This window comes from Citrobacter sp. CK191 (genome assembly GCF_030333435.1).
GTDB classification, from domain to species: domain Bacteria; phylum Pseudomonadota; class Gammaproteobacteria; order Enterobacterales; family Enterobacteriaceae; genus Citrobacter_B; species Citrobacter_B koseri.
The window spans coordinates 813158-831445 of record NZ_JAOWFX010000031.1 but is presented as its reverse complement, the minus strand read 5'-3'; the positions used below and the strand labels follow the sequence as shown (position 1 = coordinate 831445).

At 51.9% G+C, this 18288-nt stretch carries 13 protein-coding genes and 2 tRNA genes; 6 read left to right on the top strand and 9 right to left on the bottom strand.

The window, feature by feature from the left end; all coding sequences use genetic code 11:
• Nucleotides 1-533: 533 nt before the first annotated feature.
• The gene (locus OGV82_RS15570) at nucleotides 534-1181 is read right to left on the bottom strand and encodes a YchE family NAAT transporter (protein ID WP_047464047.1); all 648 of its coding nucleotides are present in this window, start codon (nucleotides 1179-1181) and stop codon (nucleotides 534-536) included.
• 477 nt (nucleotides 1182-1658) lie between these two features.
• On the opposite strand from OGV82_RS15570, the gene adhE reads away from it, so the two are divergent.
• Nucleotides 1659-4334, top strand: a complete 2676-nt coding sequence (adhE, locus tag OGV82_RS15565; RefSeq protein WP_047463440.1) for a bifunctional acetaldehyde-CoA/alcohol dehydrogenase — start codon at nucleotides 1659-1661, stop codon at nucleotides 4332-4334.
• A gap of 164 nt (nucleotides 4335-4498) precedes the next feature.
• Here adhE and tdk read toward each other — a convergent pair whose 3' ends face one another.
• On the bottom strand, nucleotides 4499-5116 hold the full coding sequence (gene tdk, locus OGV82_RS15560; RefSeq protein WP_047463439.1) for a thymidine kinase: 618 nt from the start codon (nucleotides 5114-5116) through the stop codon (nucleotides 4499-4501).
• Between the two features lie 541 nt (nucleotides 5117-5657).
• Here tdk and hns point away from each other — a divergent pair.
• Nucleotides 5658-6071: a histone-like nucleoid-structuring protein H-NS gene (gene hns, locus OGV82_RS15555; protein ID WP_012132196.1), complete on the top strand. Its 414-nt coding sequence runs from the start codon at nucleotides 5658-5660 to the stop codon at nucleotides 6069-6071.
• Between the two features lie 127 nt (nucleotides 6072-6198).
• Here the strand turns inward: hns and galU are convergent, their stop codons facing one another.
• The 3 genes from galU to rssA all read right to left on the bottom strand — a co-directional run bounded on the left by galU (nucleotide 6199) and on the right by rssA (nucleotide 9318).
• On the bottom strand, nucleotides 6199-7107 hold the full coding sequence (gene galU, locus OGV82_RS15550) for a UTP--glucose-1-phosphate uridylyltransferase GalU (RefSeq protein WP_012132194.1): 909 nt from the start codon (nucleotides 7105-7107) through the stop codon (nucleotides 6199-6201).
• A 201-nt stretch (nucleotides 7108-7308) separates the two neighbouring features.
• Entirely contained in the window at nucleotides 7309-8322 is a 1014-nt protein-coding gene (rssB, locus tag OGV82_RS15545; RefSeq protein WP_012132193.1) for a two-component system response regulator RssB, read from the bottom strand.
• Between the two features lie 90 nt (nucleotides 8323-8412).
• On the bottom strand, nucleotides 8413-9318 hold the full coding sequence (gene rssA, locus OGV82_RS15540) for a patatin-like phospholipase RssA (RefSeq protein WP_012132192.1): 906 nt from the start codon (nucleotides 9316-9318) through the stop codon (nucleotides 8413-8415).
• Nucleotides 9319-9429: 111 nt separating this feature from the next.
• On the opposite strand from rssA, the gene OGV82_RS15535 reads away from it, so the two are divergent.
• The 4 genes from OGV82_RS15535 to OGV82_RS15520 all read left to right on the top strand — a co-directional run bounded on the left by OGV82_RS15535 (nucleotide 9430) and on the right by OGV82_RS15520 (nucleotide 11144).
• Nucleotides 9430-9885, top strand: coding sequence for a YchJ family protein (locus OGV82_RS15535; protein WP_047464045.1), 456 nt, complete (start codon nucleotides 9430-9432; stop codon nucleotides 9883-9885).
• A 52-nt stretch (nucleotides 9886-9937) separates the two neighbouring features.
• Nucleotides 9938-10780 (top strand): formyltetrahydrofolate deformylase, encoded by an 843-nt coding sequence (gene purU / locus OGV82_RS15530; RefSeq protein WP_012132190.1) that lies wholly within the window; start codon nucleotides 9938-9940, stop codon nucleotides 10778-10780.
• 158 nt (nucleotides 10781-10938) lie between these two features.
• Nucleotides 10939-11023, top strand: a tRNA-Tyr gene (locus tag OGV82_RS15525).
• Between the two features lie 36 nt (nucleotides 11024-11059).
• Nucleotides 11060-11144 (top strand) — tRNA-Tyr (locus tag OGV82_RS15520).
• Nucleotides 11145-11344: 200 nt separating this feature from the next.
• On the opposite strand, the gene narI is transcribed toward OGV82_RS15520, so the two are convergent.
• From narI to OGV82_RS15500, 4 genes are read right to left on the bottom strand one after another with little or no spacing between them, the layout of a single operon-like run.
• Nucleotides 11345-12022, bottom strand: a complete 678-nt coding sequence (gene narI / locus OGV82_RS15515) for a respiratory nitrate reductase subunit gamma (protein WP_012132187.1) — start codon at nucleotides 12020-12022, stop codon at nucleotides 11345-11347.
• On the bottom strand, nucleotides 12022-12732 hold the full coding sequence (narJ, locus tag OGV82_RS15510) for a nitrate reductase molybdenum cofactor assembly chaperone (protein WP_012132186.1): 711 nt from the start codon (nucleotides 12730-12732) through the stop codon (nucleotides 12022-12024). Before narJ ends, narI begins: the two co-directional genes overlap by 1 nt.
• Complete coding sequence (narH, locus tag OGV82_RS15505) at nucleotides 12729-14264, bottom strand: nitrate reductase subunit beta (protein WP_012132185.1); 1536 nt, start codon at nucleotides 14262-14264, stop codon at nucleotides 12729-12731. The genes narJ and narH overlap by 4 nt, the downstream gene beginning before the upstream one ends.
• Nucleotides 14261-18004, bottom strand: coding sequence for a nitrate reductase subunit alpha (locus tag OGV82_RS15500; RefSeq protein ID WP_200028208.1), 3744 nt, complete (start codon nucleotides 18002-18004; stop codon nucleotides 14261-14263). The genes narH and OGV82_RS15500 overlap by 4 nt, the downstream gene beginning before the upstream one ends.
• Nucleotides 18005-18288 lie beyond the last annotated feature (284 nt).

The following is an 18288-nucleotide window of genomic DNA, read 5'->3' as shown; positions in this document are numbered from 1 at the left end:
CTCATCACCGCAAAATCTTCTGCAAAATATCTGGCCGGAAAGTACCAAATGCGTTTCTTAACCGCCAATACATTTTACAGATTTGTTAACTAATTCTCTTTTACGGAAAAATTTTTGACCAGAAAGACATCTCCAAAAGAGACGTTTAAGAAAAATTATTTGCCCGGTCAATACGTTAACTACTCACCCACAGTCTGACCTCGTTCTGTTGCTGCCGTCAGGCAAAAATGCACATAAATTTAACAATTGGTTATTATTTAGCACATTCATCTGAGAGAGCGTTGAAATAACTAATAACATTTCGATAATCCTTCATCAAGCCCCAGAGTATGATGTTAAGAAAATAACAGGCGACATAACGGCAGGTGTGAGTGTTATTAGAATAATTTATAATAGAATCAATAACAAAGAGGCATAAACATTATCAGCATCTTTTATTATTTCAACGCTGAATTTCAACTTTAGTGAGAAGATTTACTGATAATGAAAAAGAAACGGAGCCTGAAGCGGCTCCGTTTTATCGGTCAGGATCGTTAACTCAGTAAACCGGGGAAAATCGCTTTAATCCCCGTAACAATGAATTCAATGCCCAATGCCATCAGCAACAAGCCCATAATACGCGTAATGACGTTGATGCCCGTTTGTCCCAATAACCGCACCAGCCAGGGCGCCATGCGGAACACTCCCCAACAACAAAACGCAAACAGAGCGATGGCCACAGAGAAGCCGATTAAATGCATAATGGTGTGGTAACGCGTTCCCCACACAATCGTCGAACTAATGGCCCCCGGCCCTGCCATTAATGGTAAGGCCAGCGGAACCACGCCAATACTTTCGCGAATGGCGGTCTCTGATTTTTCCTGTTTGTTTTGCTTATCTTCACCCAGCTTCCCGCTGATCATCGACATCGCGATCGTCACCACCAGAATCCCACCGGCAATTCTGAACGAATCGATCGAAATGCCGAAGAGTTGCAAAATGCCATCTCCGAGAAAGAGCGAAATCCACAAAATGATGGCTACCGACAGGTTTGCCGTGAGATTTGTTTTGTTGCGCGCCGCTGCCGTCTGGTAGCTGGTCATGCTGATAAAGACGGGGATAATCCCCACCGGGTTTACCAGCGCAAATAACCCTATGAAAAACTTGGAATAAACAGGAAAATCAAAAAGCGTTTGGGTCACGGTTAGCTCCGAAACGTTAGCCGGATAAATGATGTCGATAAAAATGGTGAAAAACGCGCTGAAGATACGCCTTTTGTCAGCATATTTCACCTCCTGACTGCTTGAAATTACGACTATTTCTCGGTGTTATAAATATGTGTAGATTATGCTAACTTCACCTCTATTCATCACCACTATTTATTAACACTTGGCGGAAATGGCTCAAATGGGCTGCTGAAAGGTGTCAGCTTTGCTTAAATTTGATCTGGATCACGCAATTACTACTCAGAAGTGAGTAACCTTGCTTACGCCACCTGGAGGTAACGCGTTAGAGTTAGATAACGCTATCGCTTAAGCTCTTTTAGTAAATCAGAGCGAAATGGACGTTAAGTAACCGTTTGATTTTCAGACTGTTATACAAACTTTCGTCAATCTGTCTATACTCTCGTATCGAGCAGATGATTTACTAAAAAAGTTTAACATTATCAGGAGAGCATTATGGCTGTTACTAATGTCGCTGAACTTAACGCACTCGTAGAGCGTGTGAAAAAAGCCCAGCGTGAATATGCCAGTTTCACTCAAGAACAGGTTGACAAAATCTTCCGCGCCGCCGCTCTGGCTGCCGCAGATGCTCGAATTCCCCTCGCTAAGATGGCCGTTGCCGAATCCGGCATGGGTATCATCGAAGATAAAGTGATTAAAAACCACTTCGCCTCCGAATACATCTATAACGCCTATAAAGATGAAAAAACCTGTGGTGTGCTGTCTGAAGACGACACCTTCGGGACTATCACCATTGCTGAACCGATTGGTATCATCTGCGGTATCGTACCGACCACTAACCCGACGTCTACTGCGATCTTTAAGTCTCTGATTAGCCTGAAGACGCGTAACGCAATCATCTTCTCTCCACATCCGCGCGCCAAAGATGCAACGAACAAAGCGGCTGACATCGTTTTGCAGGCGGCTATCGCTGCGGGCGCGCCGAAAGACCTGATTGGCTGGATCGATCAACCTTCCGTTGAACTGTCTAACGCGCTGATGCACCACCCTGATATCAACCTGATCCTGGCGACAGGCGGTCCGGGCATGGTTAAAGCTGCATACAGCTCTGGTAAACCGGCTATCGGCGTTGGTGCAGGTAACACGCCGGTTGTTATCGACGAAACAGCAGATATCAAACGTGCTGTGGCTTCCGTACTGATGTCCAAAACCTTCGATAACGGCGTAATCTGTGCATCTGAACAGTCCGTTGTTGTTGTTGACTCCGTTTATGACGCAGTTCGCGAACGTTTCGCCAGCCACGGCGGCTACCTGCTGCAAGGCAAAGAGCTGAAAGCCGTTCAGGACGTTATCCTGAAAAATGGCGCGCTGAACGCGGCTATCGTTGGTCAACCGGCATATAAAATTGCTGAACTGGCTGGCTTCACCGTACCAGAAACCACTAAGATTCTGATCGGCGAAGTAACGGCTGTTGATGATAGCGAACCGTTCGCTCACGAAAAACTGTCTCCGACGCTGGCAATGTATCGCGCTAAAGACTTCGAAGACGCTGTTGATAAAGCAGAAAAACTGGTTGCAATGGGCGGTATCGGTCATACCTCCTGCCTGTACACCGACCAGGACAACCAGCCAGAACGCGTTGCTTACTTCGGTCAGATGATGAAAACCGCGCGTATCCTGATTAACACCCCAGCTTCTCAGGGTGGTATCGGCGACCTGTATAACTTCAAACTCGCACCTTCCCTGACTCTGGGTTGTGGTTCCTGGGGTGGTAACTCCATCTCTGAAAACGTTGGTCCGAAACACCTGATCAACAAGAAAACCGTTGCTAAGCGAGCTGAAAACATGTTGTGGCACAAACTTCCGAAATCTATCTACTTCCGCCGTGGCTCTCTGCCAATCGCGCTGGATGAAGTGATTACTGATGGCCACAAACGTGCGCTCATCGTGACCGACCGTTTCCTGTTCAACAATGGCTATGCTGACCAGATCACCTCCGTGCTGAAAGCGGCTGGCGTTGAAACTGAAGTCTTCTTTGAAGTTGAAGCTGACCCGACGCTGACTATCGTTCGTAAAGGCGCAGAGCTGGCGAACTCCTTCAAACCAGACGTGATCATCGCGCTGGGCGGCGGCTCCCCGATGGATGCGGCGAAAATCATGTGGGTCATGTACGAACATCCTGAAACCCACTTCGAAGAACTGGCGCTGCGCTTTATGGACATCCGTAAACGTATCTACAAGTTCCCGAAAATGGGCGTGAAAGCGAAAATGGTCGCAATCACTACCACTTCCGGTACCGGTTCTGAAGTAACGCCGTTTGCTGTTGTTACCGACGATGCGACCGGTCAGAAATATCCGCTGGCAGACTATGCGCTGACGCCGGATATGGCGATTGTCGATGCGAACCTGGTTATGGACATGCCGAAGTCTCTGTGTGCGTTCGGTGGTCTGGATGCGGTCACTCACGCTCTGGAAGCCTACGTTTCCGTACTGGCATCTGAGTTCTCTGACGGTCAGGCTTTGCAGGCACTGAAACTGCTGAAAGAAAACCTGCCAGCGTCCTACCACGAAGGGTCTAAAAACCCGGTAGCGCGTGAACGCGTTCACAGTGCAGCGACTATCGCCGGTATCGCGTTTGCGAACGCCTTCCTGGGTGTGTGCCACTCTATGGCGCATAAACTGGGTTCTCAGTTCCACATTCCGCACGGTCTGGCAAACGCCCTGCTGATTTGTAACGTTATCCGTTACAACGCGAACGACAACCCGACCAAGCAGACTGCGTTCAGCCAGTATGACCGTCCGCAGGCTCGCCGTCGCTATGCAGAAATCGCCGACCATCTGGGTCTGAGCGCACCGGGCGACCGTACTGCCGCTAAGATCGAGAAACTGCTGGCATGGCTGGAAAGCGTGAAAGCTGAGCTGGGTATTCCTAAGTCTATCCGTGAAGCTGGCGTGCAGGAAGCTGACTTCCTGGCTCATGTAGACAAGCTGTCTGAAGATGCATTCGATGACCAGTGCACCGGCGCTAACCCGCGTTACCCGCTGATCTCCGAGCTGAAACAGATTCTGCTGGATACCTACTACGGCCGTGAATTCACTGAAGGTGAAGTTGCTGCGAAGAAAGAAGCTGCCGCACCGAAAGCTGACAAGAAAGCGAAGAAATCTGCTTAATTCGTTAGCCCAGGCGACATTCTGAAAAAGCCCTCGTCTTCGGGGGCTTTTTTTTGCCTGATGGCGGCACAAGCGCCTTATCAGGCCTACAGGTTCTGCGTAACGTTGTAGGGATCGCCGGATGGCGGCGCAAGCGCCTTATCAGGCCTACAGAACGCACGCAATCACGCGTGGCGGTGTTTCTCCTGAATCGACGTAAGGGAGCCTGACGCAAGGGCTTCTTTGTAATGCTTGCGGCATACGGAGACATAACGCTCGTTCCCACCAATCACAACCTGCTCCCCTTCATTATAAGGTCTGCCAGCCTGATCAAGACGCAATACCATGCTTGCCTTACGGCCACAAAAACAGATTGTCTTTAATTCGACGAGTTTATCTGACCACGCGAGTAAGTATTGGCTGCCGCCAAATAACTCGCCACGAAAATCAGTACGCAACCCGTAACACAACACCGGAATATCCAGTTGGTCAACAACCTCAGATAATTCGTACACCTGCTGGCGAGTCAAAAACTGACACTCATCAACCAGAACGCAATGTATTGTCTGTTGCGCATTCTCGGCGCGAATCTCTTCAAACAACGATGAATTTTGGTTAAACAATTTTGCTGGCGAGGAGAGACCGATACGCGAACTGACTTTACCGGCGCCGAAGCGGTCATCAATTTCCGCTGTATATACAACGGTACGCATCCCGCGTTCCTGATAATTGTATGAAGATTGCAGCAATGCAGTCGACTTACCCGCATTCATTGCCGAATAGTAGAAATATAGCTGTGCCATTAGCAGCAGGCCCTCACCTGGCTGAAATAAAGATTGGGCGGGATTGTATCATAATTTACCGGCATGTCGGGGGCGCCTCGTCACGCCTCCAGTATAAAGAATTGAGCAAACATCGTTCGGTTATACACATTCCTTCACAAATTGTGCCTAAGATATTCATCAATGCTGCTTATCATCTCATCGCATAACCGGGCGCTCATACTTATTGTTACGCTTCCTCATAAATGTGGCAACGTATTAGGACTTTCCCGTAAGGGAAACTAATACAAAAGGTTGAAATTACTGCAATGACAGCCTATTCCACCCTGATAAAATGTGACTAAAATCCTGGAATTTTAACGTTATGCCAGGAGTAACCTCGTTGCCAATAAGCTCTTTTTTGTGCGGTTCTTCAAGAAAAATTTAAGATGGGATAATTAATATCTGTACTTAATAAAGAGCAATTTTGAATTCCTTACATTCCAGGCTATTGCACATCTGAATTTATCGCTCTATTATTAGCTCAACAAACCACCCCCAATATAAGTTTGAGATTACTACAATGAGCGAAGCACTTAAAATTCTGAACAACATCCGTACTCTTCGTGCACAGGCAAGAGAATGTACCCTGGAAACGCTTGAAGAAATGCTGGAAAAATTAGAAGTTGTTGTTAACGAGCGTCGCGAAGAAGAAAGCGCCGCCGCAGCTGAAGTTGAAGAGCGTACCCGTAAACTGCAACAATATCGTGAAATGCTGATTGCCGACGGTATTGATCCGAACGAACTGCTGAATAGCATGGCTGCCGTTAAATCTGGCACTAAAGCTAAACGCGCTGCTCGTCCGGCTAAATATAGCTACGTTGATGAAAACGGTGAAACGAAAACCTGGACTGGCCAAGGTCGTACACCGGCAGTGATCAAAAAAGCGATGGAAGAACAAGGTAAACAACTGGACGATTTCCTGATCAAGGGATAATTCGGAATATGTTTGCTTAAAATCCCGCCAGTGGCGGGATTTTTTTTGCCCTTCCCCCATACCTCGTCTGTTCAGGGCAAAAAAAACGGCGCTGTTAAACAGCGCCGCGCCTTTCAGATTATACCGCTTACTTCTTAATACCCAGCTCGTCTTCAAGCCATGCTTTAAATTCAGCGCCCAGAGAATTATGACGGATGCCATATTCAACGAACGCCTGCATGTAACCTAATTTATTACCGCAGTCGTGGCTTTTGCCCTTCATATGGTAGGCTTCGACCGTTTCTTTTTCGATCAGCATATCAATCGCGTCGGTCAGCTGAATTTCGTCGCCCGCTCCCGGAGGGGTTTTCGCCAGCAGAGGCCAGATGTCCGCGCTCAGGACATAACGGCCAACTACCGCGAGATTAGACGGCGCGACATCCGCTTTCGGCTTCTCTACAACGCCAACCATCGGCACGCTTTCGCCCGGTGCCAGCGCCGCGCCTTTGCAATCAACAACGCCGTACGCGGTAACATCTTCAACAGGCTCAACCATAATCTGGCTACAGCCGGTTTCGTCAAAACGACGAATCATTTCAGCAAGGTTATCCTGAGACAGATCGGATTCGTATTCATCCAGAATAACGTCCGGCAGAATCACCGCGACGGGCTCATTACCAACAACAGGATGCGCGCACAATACGGCATGACCCAGGCCTTTCGCCAGCCCCTGACGCACCTGCATAATCGTTACGTGCGGAGGGCAAATAGATTGCACCTCTTCCAGCAGCTGACGCTTAACACGTTTTTCCAGCATAGCTTCCAGCTCGAAGCTGGTATCGAAATGGTTTTCGATCGAGTTTTTGGAAGAGTGCGTCACCAGCACAATTTCAGTGATGCCCGCAGCAATACATTCATTCACGACATACTGAATTAATGGCTTATCAACCAGCGGCAGCATCTCTTTCGGGATCGCTTTCGTCGCCGGTAACATCCTGGTTCCTAATCCCGCGACCGGGATAACGGCTTTTTTGACTTTCGAATTTAGGGCAGCCATTTAAAAATCTCCTGGACTGTTCATGTATTGAACGTGTTCATCAATCTGTATCGCATCCGAGTATATCAGCACTGGTACAAGCCTCAGTTCCGAAAAGGACGCGTGTTAGTATAATTAAGACAAATACGTATAATCTGGCGCTGATAGTAGCACCCACAGAGAAAGGCGGGTAAATCAATTTCACTTTGCCTTTTCATTTGCTCATTCCGCAGACAACATAAGACGCAAACGCCCGCCCGCGCCCCAAATTTGGCACTGCCATGACTCGCAGCGTTGGCTTAATTGGTTCAGGTAGGTATTGCCCAATGTGCCCAGCGGAACGCCATTACTGATCTGTACCTGGTGAGAACCTGTATTTAACGTCGCATTCAGGCCTGCTGAAACCAGTATCAAATTTTTAAGACCGCTGTGGTAATAACCCACTAATAGCGGAAACTGTCCCGGCAAATTCGCTTGCCGAAGCAGATGATTGACCTGTTTCAATAACGCCCCCAGTTCCGGCAAACGCTGATTCTGATGAGCGAGCTGTTCCTGCAATAAGCCATTAAATAGCGCCCGCAGTAATAACGCGGCCAGTACGCCATTATCCCCTGCCCGCGTCACGTCGAGGCAATAAAAAGCGAGATCGTTATCAGACAGCGGCGCAATATCCAGCACCAGACCGGGTTTGTCTGCCGCAACAAGTTGGCGGTAATTGATTCGGCAATGCGAGATAACCTGCTGAACCGGAGGTTGCAACTCCTGCAACAGCTTTGCTGCCGCCACCGGGTTATCAACCATCGCATCCCAGTCCCGAAACAGGCGTTCTTCTTCTTCAACCCGAGAATTAAACATATTGGGATAGAGGCAGGCGAAGACGGTTTCCCGCAGACGATTGAGATCTTTCACTGGCTTTAGCAGGACGTCCTCAACGCCCAGTCGCAGCGCTTTGGCGATATCTGCCATATTTTCTGTCGCCGAGATAACCAGAATGGGGGTCTGATCGCCCCGATTACGTAAATGCTCTACCAGTTTGAGACCGTTCATCCTTGGCATCGCAAGATCGCAGATCATCAGATCAGGCGTAAAACTTCCCAGTAACTCCAGGGCGTCAAGACCATCGCCCGCCAGTGCCGTTGTCGCTCCCAAAGAGGAAAACCACGAATCCAGAAGCGAGCGAAATACAGGCTCGTCCTCCACAATAAGAATCTGTTTTCCGACCAATGGCTGCGTCATGTTTTCTCCCCTGACTGGCTTTAGTAAATAGTGGCATGCTATTGCCGCTCGCGCCTGTCAGAATTTGCTTAAGTGTGTATAAAAGGTGCGTTAAACGTCGGTACGCACCAAAGGCAAAAGTTCGTCCATCTTTTTCTCTACCGCCAGTTGTCCCGCAGCAATAGCGGCACTGGCACGGTGGAAGTCCAACGTGGATATTTGCGGACAGAACGGTTGAATCAGAATATCCGGCGGGTCGCCTGCCATTCGGTTGCGTTTAAGGCGGTTTTCCAGCACCTGAATGGACGTTGTCATAATCTCCATCGCCGTTGGCGCGGTGACCGCACGGCGTGAAGTCATGCTGCTGAGGCGCTCTTTCAAACGCGCATGCCAGGAGAGCGAATCATCACTCTCGTCGTTATCATTGCTGACATTCAAAGACAGAAGATCTTGCTGCATGAGGTGCGCATCGTGCTGAAGATCGACCGCAATAACAATATCGGCGCCCATCGCACGCGTCAGAGAGACAGGAACAGGGTTAACGACGGCGCCATCCACCAGCCAGTAGCCGTTATGCGCCACCGGAGACATCAGGCCAGGCATACTGCAAGACGCGCGAACCGCAAGGTGCAGGTCGCCTTCGGTAAACCACAATTCTCGCCCTGTACTCAGGTTGGTCGCCACCGTACCAAAACGTCGGGTGCATTGTTCAAAATCCAGTACCGGCATAACGTTCCGGTACTGATTGAAGACGCGCTCGCCGCGCAGCAACCCTCCTCTGCGCCAGGAGAGATCCATCAGGCGCAGGACATCCCAGTAACTGAATGAGCACACCCACTGTTCAAGCGCGGGCAGTTTATTGCAGGCGTATGCGGCGCCAACCAGCGAACCAATTGAACATCCCGCCACGATATCGATATCAATGCCCATGTGTTTCAGGGCTTTGATGACACCAATATGCGACCATCCTCTTGCGGCGCCGGAACCTAGCGCCAGCCCTATTTTAATTTTTCTCATCGTACGTAAAAACTTCCCCTGGCTTCCAGACGTAGCAACATCGTCACCACTCGGTTAACATAGCGCTACCCTGGCGTTTGTACGCCGTTTTTTTTATCCAGGGAGATGATTGTGTCTCAGCTTTGTCCCTGCGGTAGCGCTGTCGAGTATAGCCTATGTTGCGGCCCTATTGTGTCCGGTGAGCGAGTTGCACCCGATCCGTCACATCTCATGCGTTCTCGCTACTGCGCTTTTGTGATGAAAGACGCAAATTACCTGATTAGAACCTGGCACCCCGCCTGTGGTGCAACCGCCTTTCGGGACGATATTGTCGCGGGGTTCGCCCATACTGAGTGGCTTGGGTTGACCATTTTTGAAGAGAGCGGGTCAGACGCGGAAAACACAGGGTATGTCAGTTTTGTGGCCCGTTTTATCGAACAGGGAATACCCGGCGCGATTATTGAACGTTCGCGTTTCTTAAAAGAAAACGGTCAGTGGTACTATATTGACGGTACGCGCCCCCAGTTTGGTCGAAACGATCCCTGCCCCTGCGGGTCCGGCAAAAAATTTAAAAAGTGCTGCGGCTAAAACGCCTGACAGTGCTGATACAGCAAACACATTAAACAGGATTTACCCGGTAATGCATTCACTACAACGAAAAGTTCTGCGTACTATCTGCCCCGATCAGAAGGGCCTCATCGCGCGTATTACAAATATCTGCTACAAGCACGAACTCAATATCGTGCAAAACAACGAATTTGTTGACCACCGGACCGGGCGCTTCTTTATGCGCACAGAGCTGGAAGGCATTTTTAATGATGTCACGCTGCTTGCCGATCTCGACAGCGCATTACCGGAAGGTTCGGTGCGCGAGTTGAATCCTGCCGGGCGTCGCCGCATCGTCATTCTGGTCACCAAAGAAGCGCATTGTCTGGGCGATCTGTTAATGAAAGCCAACTATGGCGGGCTCGACGTTGAGATTGCCGCCGTAATCGGCAACCACGAAACCCTGCGACCTCTGGTTGAACGTTTTGATATTCCTTTCGAACTGGTCAGCCACGAAGGGTTAACGCGCGACGAGCACGATAAACAGATGGCGGACGCCATTGATGCGCACCAGCCTGATTATGTCGTGCTGGCTAAGTATATGCGCGTCCTGACGCCGGAATTCGTTTCCCGCTTCCCGAATAAGATTATCAATATTCACCATTCGTTCCTGCCGGCTTTTATTGGCGCACGTCCTTACCATCAGGCTTATGAGCGTGGCGTGAAAATTATCGGCGCTACCGCGCACTACGTGAACGATAATCTGGACGAAGGCCCGATCATTATGCAGGACGTAATTCATGTCGATCACACCTATACGGCTGAGGATATGATGCGAGCAGGGCGTGATGTTGAAAAGAATGTGTTAAGCCGCGCATTGTATAAGGTGCTGGCCCAGCGTGTGTTTGTTTACGGGAATCGCACCATCATTCTGTAATCGTCAACGATATGAATTGATTAGCTTTACTCCGTTACGGATGAAAAGTACGCAAACAGTTCATTTTAAGCAAAGGAATGCTTTACAGCGGCGTGTCATTTGATATGATGCGCCCCGCTTCCCAACAGGAAGCAGGCCAGTACAAAGCATTACCCCGTGGTGGGGTTCCCGAGCGGCCAAAGGGAGCAGACTGTAAATCTGCCGTCATCGACTTCGAAGGTTCGAATCCTTCCCCCACCACCATCTCTTCGCAAGACCTCTACAATTTGAATTACCCCTGGTGGGGTTCCCGAGTGGCCAAAGGGAGCAGACTGTAAATCTGCCGTCATCGACTTCGAAGGTTCGAATCCTTCCCCCACCACCATTACTTCCTGAAAGCACACAAACTACTTTTAATAACCTTGCCCCATATTCTGCCCGGTGGCACTCCGTTTACCGGGCCTACATGATCACATAACCACATGATGATGTCCGATCGTAGGCCGGATAAGGCGCAGCCGCCATCCGGCAGACAGGCATAAAAAAACCCTGCCGAAGCAGGGTTTAGCCGCACACAAAGCCGTATCAGCGACGGGCGCGCACGACCTGGTATTTACGCGTCAGGTACTCGACCGGCGCGCTCCAGATGTGAACCAGGCGCGAGAACGGGAACAGCAGGAACAACGTCATCCCCAGCACCAGGTGCAGGCGGAAAATGAACGCTACGCCCTCTAAATGCTCAGACGCGCCGCCGTGGAACGTCACCACAGATTGCGCCCACCCCACCAGTTTCATCATTTCGCTACCGTCCATATGTTGCGCAGAGAACGGAATAGTCAGCAGTCCCAGCGCGCACTGAATCACCAGCAGAGAAAGGATCAAAATATCCGCTCCCGTGGTCGTTGCACGCACGCGTGGGCTGAACAGACGGCGTTTGAGCAGCAGTACGCCACCAACCAGCGTCATCACGCCACAGGCGCCGCCGGCAATCATCGCCATTTTCTGCTTCACTTCAATCGGCAGGAACGCTTCGTACATCCAGTGCGGCGTCAGCATCCCCAGGAAGTGACCCGCGAAGATCCCCAGAATACCGAAGTGGAACAGGTTCGAAGCCAGGTTCATCCCTTTGCGATCCAGCATCTGGCTGGAAGCCGCACGCCAGGTGTACTGACCGTAGTCATAGCGCAGCCAGCTGCCAATCAGGAACACTGACCCGGCAATGTACGGATAGATATCAAAGAAGAACATATTCAGGAAGTGCATTATTGCTGTCCTCCGGTGGTGATATTCAAATATTGCGGAGCGACAGCCCCGGCAAAACGACGCTGGTGAGCGGAAATCTCCGACTCGCCGCAACCCTGCTCAGCAAAGAATTTCACCTGTTCTTCTTCCCAGACGGCATCCAGTGCTTGCGGGGTATCGTCACGGACTTCATCCGCAATTTTCTCTGCCACTTTGTCGCTGTCGATAACGGTATTAGCCAGCTTCAGCAGCAGATCGAACAGCACCGCATAGCGACTTTCCCGCTGTTGCAGACGTGCGCCCAGCAACGCCAGAATCGGCGCGATGTCCTGCAAGCCGCCAAGCGCGTCGTTTTTCGGCAACTGCGCCAGATACTCCAGATACAGCGGCAAATGGTCAGGCAACTCACGACTGTCGAGTTGCAGGCCGTGCTGTTCGTACTGCGCCATCAAATCGACCATTGCCTGGCCGCGATCGCGGGATTCGCCATGAACATGCTCAAACAGCAACAGCGACGTGGCGCGACCGCGATCAAACAGTTCGCTGTAGCTTGCCTGTACATCCAGCATCTCCTGCGCAGTGAGATCGCGCAGGAAAACCGCCAGACTCTGGGCATCTTCTTTATCCAGGTTTTCAGATGACGCGAGTGCATCGAAAAGTTCCTGTTGATGCTGCCATAAGGCAGCATCCGGGTACTCGAGCAGACGCGAAACAATGACGAGTTCAATCATTGGTGCGGCTCCGTTTTGCTGCTCACATCGATGGCATCAATGCGGCGGCTGTTGAACAGGTTGAATTTGGTATCTGAACCGTGGCAACCATCGCCGAACGTAAAGCCGCAACCGCTTTTCTCCGGGAACGCCTCACGCGCCAGCTCACGATGGCTGCTAGGGATAACGAAACGGTCTTCATAGTTCGCAATTGCCAGGTAACGGTACATTTCCTGCGCCTGCGCTTCGCTCAGACCCACCTCTTCCAGCGCGCGGGTATCCAGTTTACCGTCAACGGTTTCCGCACGTTTGTAGTGACGCATCGCCAGCATACGTTTCAGCGCCAGCAGTACCGGCTGGGTATCGCCTGCGGTCAGCAGGTTCGCCAGGTACTGAACCGGGATACGCAGGCTTTCCACGTCCGGCAGGATGCCATTGCTGCCCAGTTCGCCGGCGTCCGCCGCAGACTGAATCGGTGACAGCGGCGGCACGTACCAGACCATCGGCAGCGTACGGTATTCCGGGTGCAGCGGCAGCGCCAGCTTCCAGTCCATCGCCATTTTGTAAACCGGGGACTGCTGCGCCGCATCGATAACGCTCTGCGGAACGCCGTCTTTCAGCGCTTGTTCAATGACCGCCGGATCGTTCGGATCGAGGAACACATCCAGTTGGCGCTGATACAGATCTTTCTCGTTCTCCGTGCTGGCTGCGCTTTCAATCGCATCGGCGTCATACAGCAGCACGCCAAGGTAACGGATACGACCCACGCAGGTTTCGGAACATACGGTCGGTTGACCCGCTTCAATACGCGGATAGCAGAAAATACACTTCTCGGACTTCCCGCTCTTCCAGTTGAAGTAGATCTTCTTGTACGGGCAACCGGTGATGCACATACGCCAGCCGCGACATTTGTCCTGATCAATCAGGACGATGCCGTCCTCTTCACGCTTGTAGATGGCGCCGCTCGGGCAGGTTGCCACGCACGCCGGGTTGAGGCAGTGCTCGCACAGACGCGGCAGATACATCATGAAGGTGTTTTCGAACTGGCCGTACATCGCCTTCTGCATGTTTTCGAAGTTCTGGTCTTTGGCGCGTTTTTCAAATTCGCCGCCCAGAATTTCTTCCCAGTTCGGACCGCTGGTGATTTTGTTCATCCGCTGACCGGTGATCAGCGAGCGCGGGCGCGCAATCGGCTGATGCTTGCTTTCCGGCGCGGTATGCAGGTTCTGGTAGTCGTAATCAAACGGCTCGTAGTAATCATCAATGCCCGGCAGATGCGGGTTAGCGAAGATTTTACCCAGCAGCATCGCGCGGTTGCCCATGCGAGGTTGCAGTTTGCCGTTAATTTTACGGACCCAGCCGCCTTTCCATTTTTCCTGATTTTCCCAGTCGTTCGGGAAACCGACGCCAGGCTTACTTTCCACGTTATTGAACCAGGCGTATTCCATACCTTCACGGCTAGTCCAGACGTTTTTACAGGTCACTGAACAGGTGTGGCAGCCGATGCATTTATCGAGATTCAGCACCATGCCGACTTGTGAACGAATTTTCATTTTACGCTCTCCTGTACCTGGTCATTGCCTTCGCCATCCAACCAGTTAATGTTCTTCATCTTACGCACCACAACAAACTCATCGCGGTTTGAACCGACCGTACCGTAGTAGTTAAAGCCGTAGGCCAGCTGCGCATAGCCGCCGATCATGTGGGTCGGCTTCGGCGTGATACGGGTTACAGAGTTGTGAATACCGCCGCGCTGCTGGGTAATTTCTGAACCCGGCAGGTTAACGATACGTTCCTGCGCGTGGTACATCATGGTCATCCCGGCCGGAACACGCTGGCTTACCACCGCGCGTGCCGTCAGCGCACCGTTGCTGTTAAAGACCTCGATCCAGTCGTTATCTTCAATACCCAGATCTTTGGCATCGGTTTCGCTCATCCAGACAATCGGCCCACCGCGCGACAGCGTCAGCATCAGCAGGTTGTCGCTGTAGGTAGAGTGGATACCCCACTTCTGGTGCGGCGTCAGGAAGTTGAGCGCTTTTTCCGGGTTGCCGTTAGATTTCTCACCCATCACCGCTTTCACTGAACGCGTGTCGATTGGCGGACGGTAAACCAGCAGGCTTTCGCCAAAGTCACGCATCCACTGATGATCCTGATACAGGGACTGGCGGCCAGACAGCGTACGCCACGGAATCAGCTCGTGGACGTTGGTATAACCGGCGTTGTAAGAGACGTGTTCATCTTCCAGGCCAGACCAGGTCGGGCTGGAGATAATCTTACGCGGCTGCGCCTGAATATCGCGGAAGCGGATTTTCTCTTCTTCTTTATTGGTCGCCAGATGCGTATGGTCGCGACCGGTGAACTCACTCAGCGCCGCCCAGGCTTTCACCGCTACGTGGCCGTTAGTTTCCGGCGCCAGCGTGAGGATCATCTCGGCGGCATCAATCGCGGTATTCAGCATCGGCTGGCCTTTTGCCGGGCCTTCAGCTTTGGTGTAATTGAGCTTGCGCAGCAAATCCATTTCGCTCTGAGTGTTCCAGGCGATACCCTTGCCACCGTTGCCGATTTTCTCCATCAGCGGGCCGATAGAGGTAAAGCGCTCATACGTCGCCGGGTAGTCGCGTTCCACCGGAATGATGTGCGGCGCGGTTTTACCTGGGATCAGGTCGCATTCGCCTTTTTTCCAGTCTTTCACGTCCAGCGGCTGCGCCAGTTCGGCAGCGGAGTCGTGCTGAATCGGCAGCGTCACCACATCGGTTTCTTTGCCAAGGTGTCCCACGCAGACTTCAGAGAATTTCTTCGCGATGCCTTTATAGATTTCCCAGTCGCTTTTCGATTCCCAGGCCGGGTCAACGGCGGCAGACAACGGGTGAATAAACGGATGCATATCCGAGGTATTCATGTCGTCTTTTTCATACCAGGTGGCAGTCGGCAGCACGATGTCGGAGTACAGGCAGGTGCTCGACAGACGGAAGTCCAGCGTCACCACCAGGTCCAGTTTGCCGTCAAGACCATTATCCTGCCATTCCACTTCTTCCGGCTTCACGCCGCCCTGCATACCCAGATCTTTGCCCTGAATACCGTTTTCCGTACCCAGCAGGTACTTCAGCATGTACTCATGCCCTTTACCGGATGAACCCAGCAGGTTCGAACGCCAGATAAACAGATTACGCGGGTGGTTTTTCCCGTTTTCCGGCTGTTCCGCCGCAAAACGAATTGAGCCTTCTTTCAGCGATTTCACGGTGTAATCCACCGCCGTCATCCCGGCTTTTTCCGCCTCACGCGCGATGTACAGCGGGTTGGTGCCCAGCTGCGGCGCAGACGGCAGCCAGCCCATGCGTTCAGCACGCACGTTGAAGTCGATCAGATGACCGCTGTAGCGGGATTTATCCGCCATTGGCGACAGCAGTTCCTGCGCGGTAACCGTCTCGTAGCGCCACTGGCTGGAGTGGTTATAGAAATAGGAGGTGCTGTTCATGTGACGCGCCGGACGCTGCCAGTCAAGAGCAAACGCCAGCGGCTGCCAGCCAGTCTGCGGACGCAGTTTTTCCTGGCCGACATAGTGCGCCCAGCCGCCGCCGCTCTGACCGATACAGCCGCAGAACACCAGCATGTTGATAAGCCCACGATAGTTCATATCGAGGTGATACCAGTGGTTCAGGCCGGCGCCGACGATGATCATTGAACGACCATGCGTCTTATCGGCGTTATCCGCAAATTCACGGGCGATACGGGTGATTTGCGCACGCGGTACGCCGGTTATCTGCTCTGCCCACGCCGGAGTATAGGCTTTAATGTCGTCGTAGCTGGTTGCGCAGTTTTCGTCGTTCAGACCGCGTTCCAGGCCATAGTTCGCCATCGTCAGATCGTAAACGGTAGTCACCAGCGCGGTGGTTCCGTCTGCCAGTTGCAGGCGTTTCACCGGCAGCTTGTGCAGCAGAACGTTTTGCAACTCGACTTTGTTGAAGTGTTCAGTGCCTTCACCGCCAAAGTACGGGAAGCCCACTTCTGCGATATCGTCCTGGCTACCCAGCAGGCTGAGTTGCAGTTCGGTTTCCTCGCCTGACGTACCGTCACGCTGTTCGAGGTTCCATTTGCCTTTCTCACCCCAACGGAAGCCAATAGAACCGTTCGGCGCAACCATATCGCCGCGGGTGTTGATGGCAACGGTTTTCCATTCCGGGTTGTTTTCCTGACCCAGCGCGTCAATAAGATCGGCGGCGCGCAGCATACGGCCAGCGGCATAGTAACCATCGCGTTCTTCAAGCATCACCAGCATCGGCATGTCGGTATAGCGACGGACGTAATCGGTGAAATACTGGCTCGGGTTATCAAGGTGGAATTCACGCAGCATAACGTGGCCCATCGCCAGCGCCATCGCGGCGTCAGTCCCCTGCTTCGGCGCCAGCCACAGGTCGCTCAGCTTGGCGATTTCAGCGTAGTCAGGCGTAACGGCAACTGTTTTGGTGCCTTTGTAACGCACTTCAGTAAAGAAGTGGGCATCCGGGGTACGGGTCTGCGGAACGTTAGAGCCCCAGGCGATGATGTAGCTGGAGTTGTACCAGTCAGCGGATTCCGGTACGTCCGTCTGCTCGCCCCAGGTCTGCGGAGACGCAGGCGGCAGGTCGCAGTACCAGTCGTAGAAGCTCAGGCAAGTCCCGCCGATCAGAGACAGGTAACGCGCGCCGGATGCGTAAGAGACCATCGACATTGCCGGAATCGGCGAGAAGCCCGCCACGCGATCGGGACCGTAATTTTTAATGGTATAAACGTTGGATGCCGCAATCAGTTCGTTCACTTCCTGCCAGGAAGAACGAACGAAGCCACCACGACCACGCGCTTGTTTGAAGCTTTTTGCTTTATCGGCGTCTTCGATGATGGAAGCCCAGGCTTCTACCGGATCGCTGTGCAGTTTTTTCGCATCACGCCACATTTTCATCAGGCGCTTACGCATCAGCGGATATTTCAGGCGGTTTGCACTGTAGAGATACCAGGAGTAGCTCGCGCCGCGCGGGCAGCCGCGAGGTTCATGGTTCGGCATATCCGGGCGGGTGCGCGGGTAGTCTGTCTGCTGGGTTTCCCAGGTGACCAGACCGTTTTTCACATAAATTTTCCAGCTGCAAGAGCCGGTACAGTTTACCCCGTGGGTTGAACGCACGACTTTGTCATGCTGCCAACGTTGGCGGTATCCATCCTCCCAGTCCCGGTTTGTTTCGAGAAGCTGGCCGTGCCCATCGGCAAAGGTTTCGCCCTTCTGTTTGAAGTAGCGAAACCGGTCCAGGAATTTACTCATCGGGTTTCTCCTGTTTGGAGCCTGACGGCTCTCTGATAAATCGACATTGCTGGATTGGCTGTGAAGGTAACGCTCTGAAAGGGCGTCAGAATTGATAACGATCAAGGCAGACGGGGATGAAAATCGGGGGTGTTTTTTGACATACCCCTTAAGGAGGATGATTTTTATTCACTCAACATACTGATTAATATGAATATTTTTAAATTAATACATTATGTAAATGTTAAATTCTTTATAAGTGGGTATTAAGGGGTATGCCCCCTGCAAGGCATAAATGAACGCTG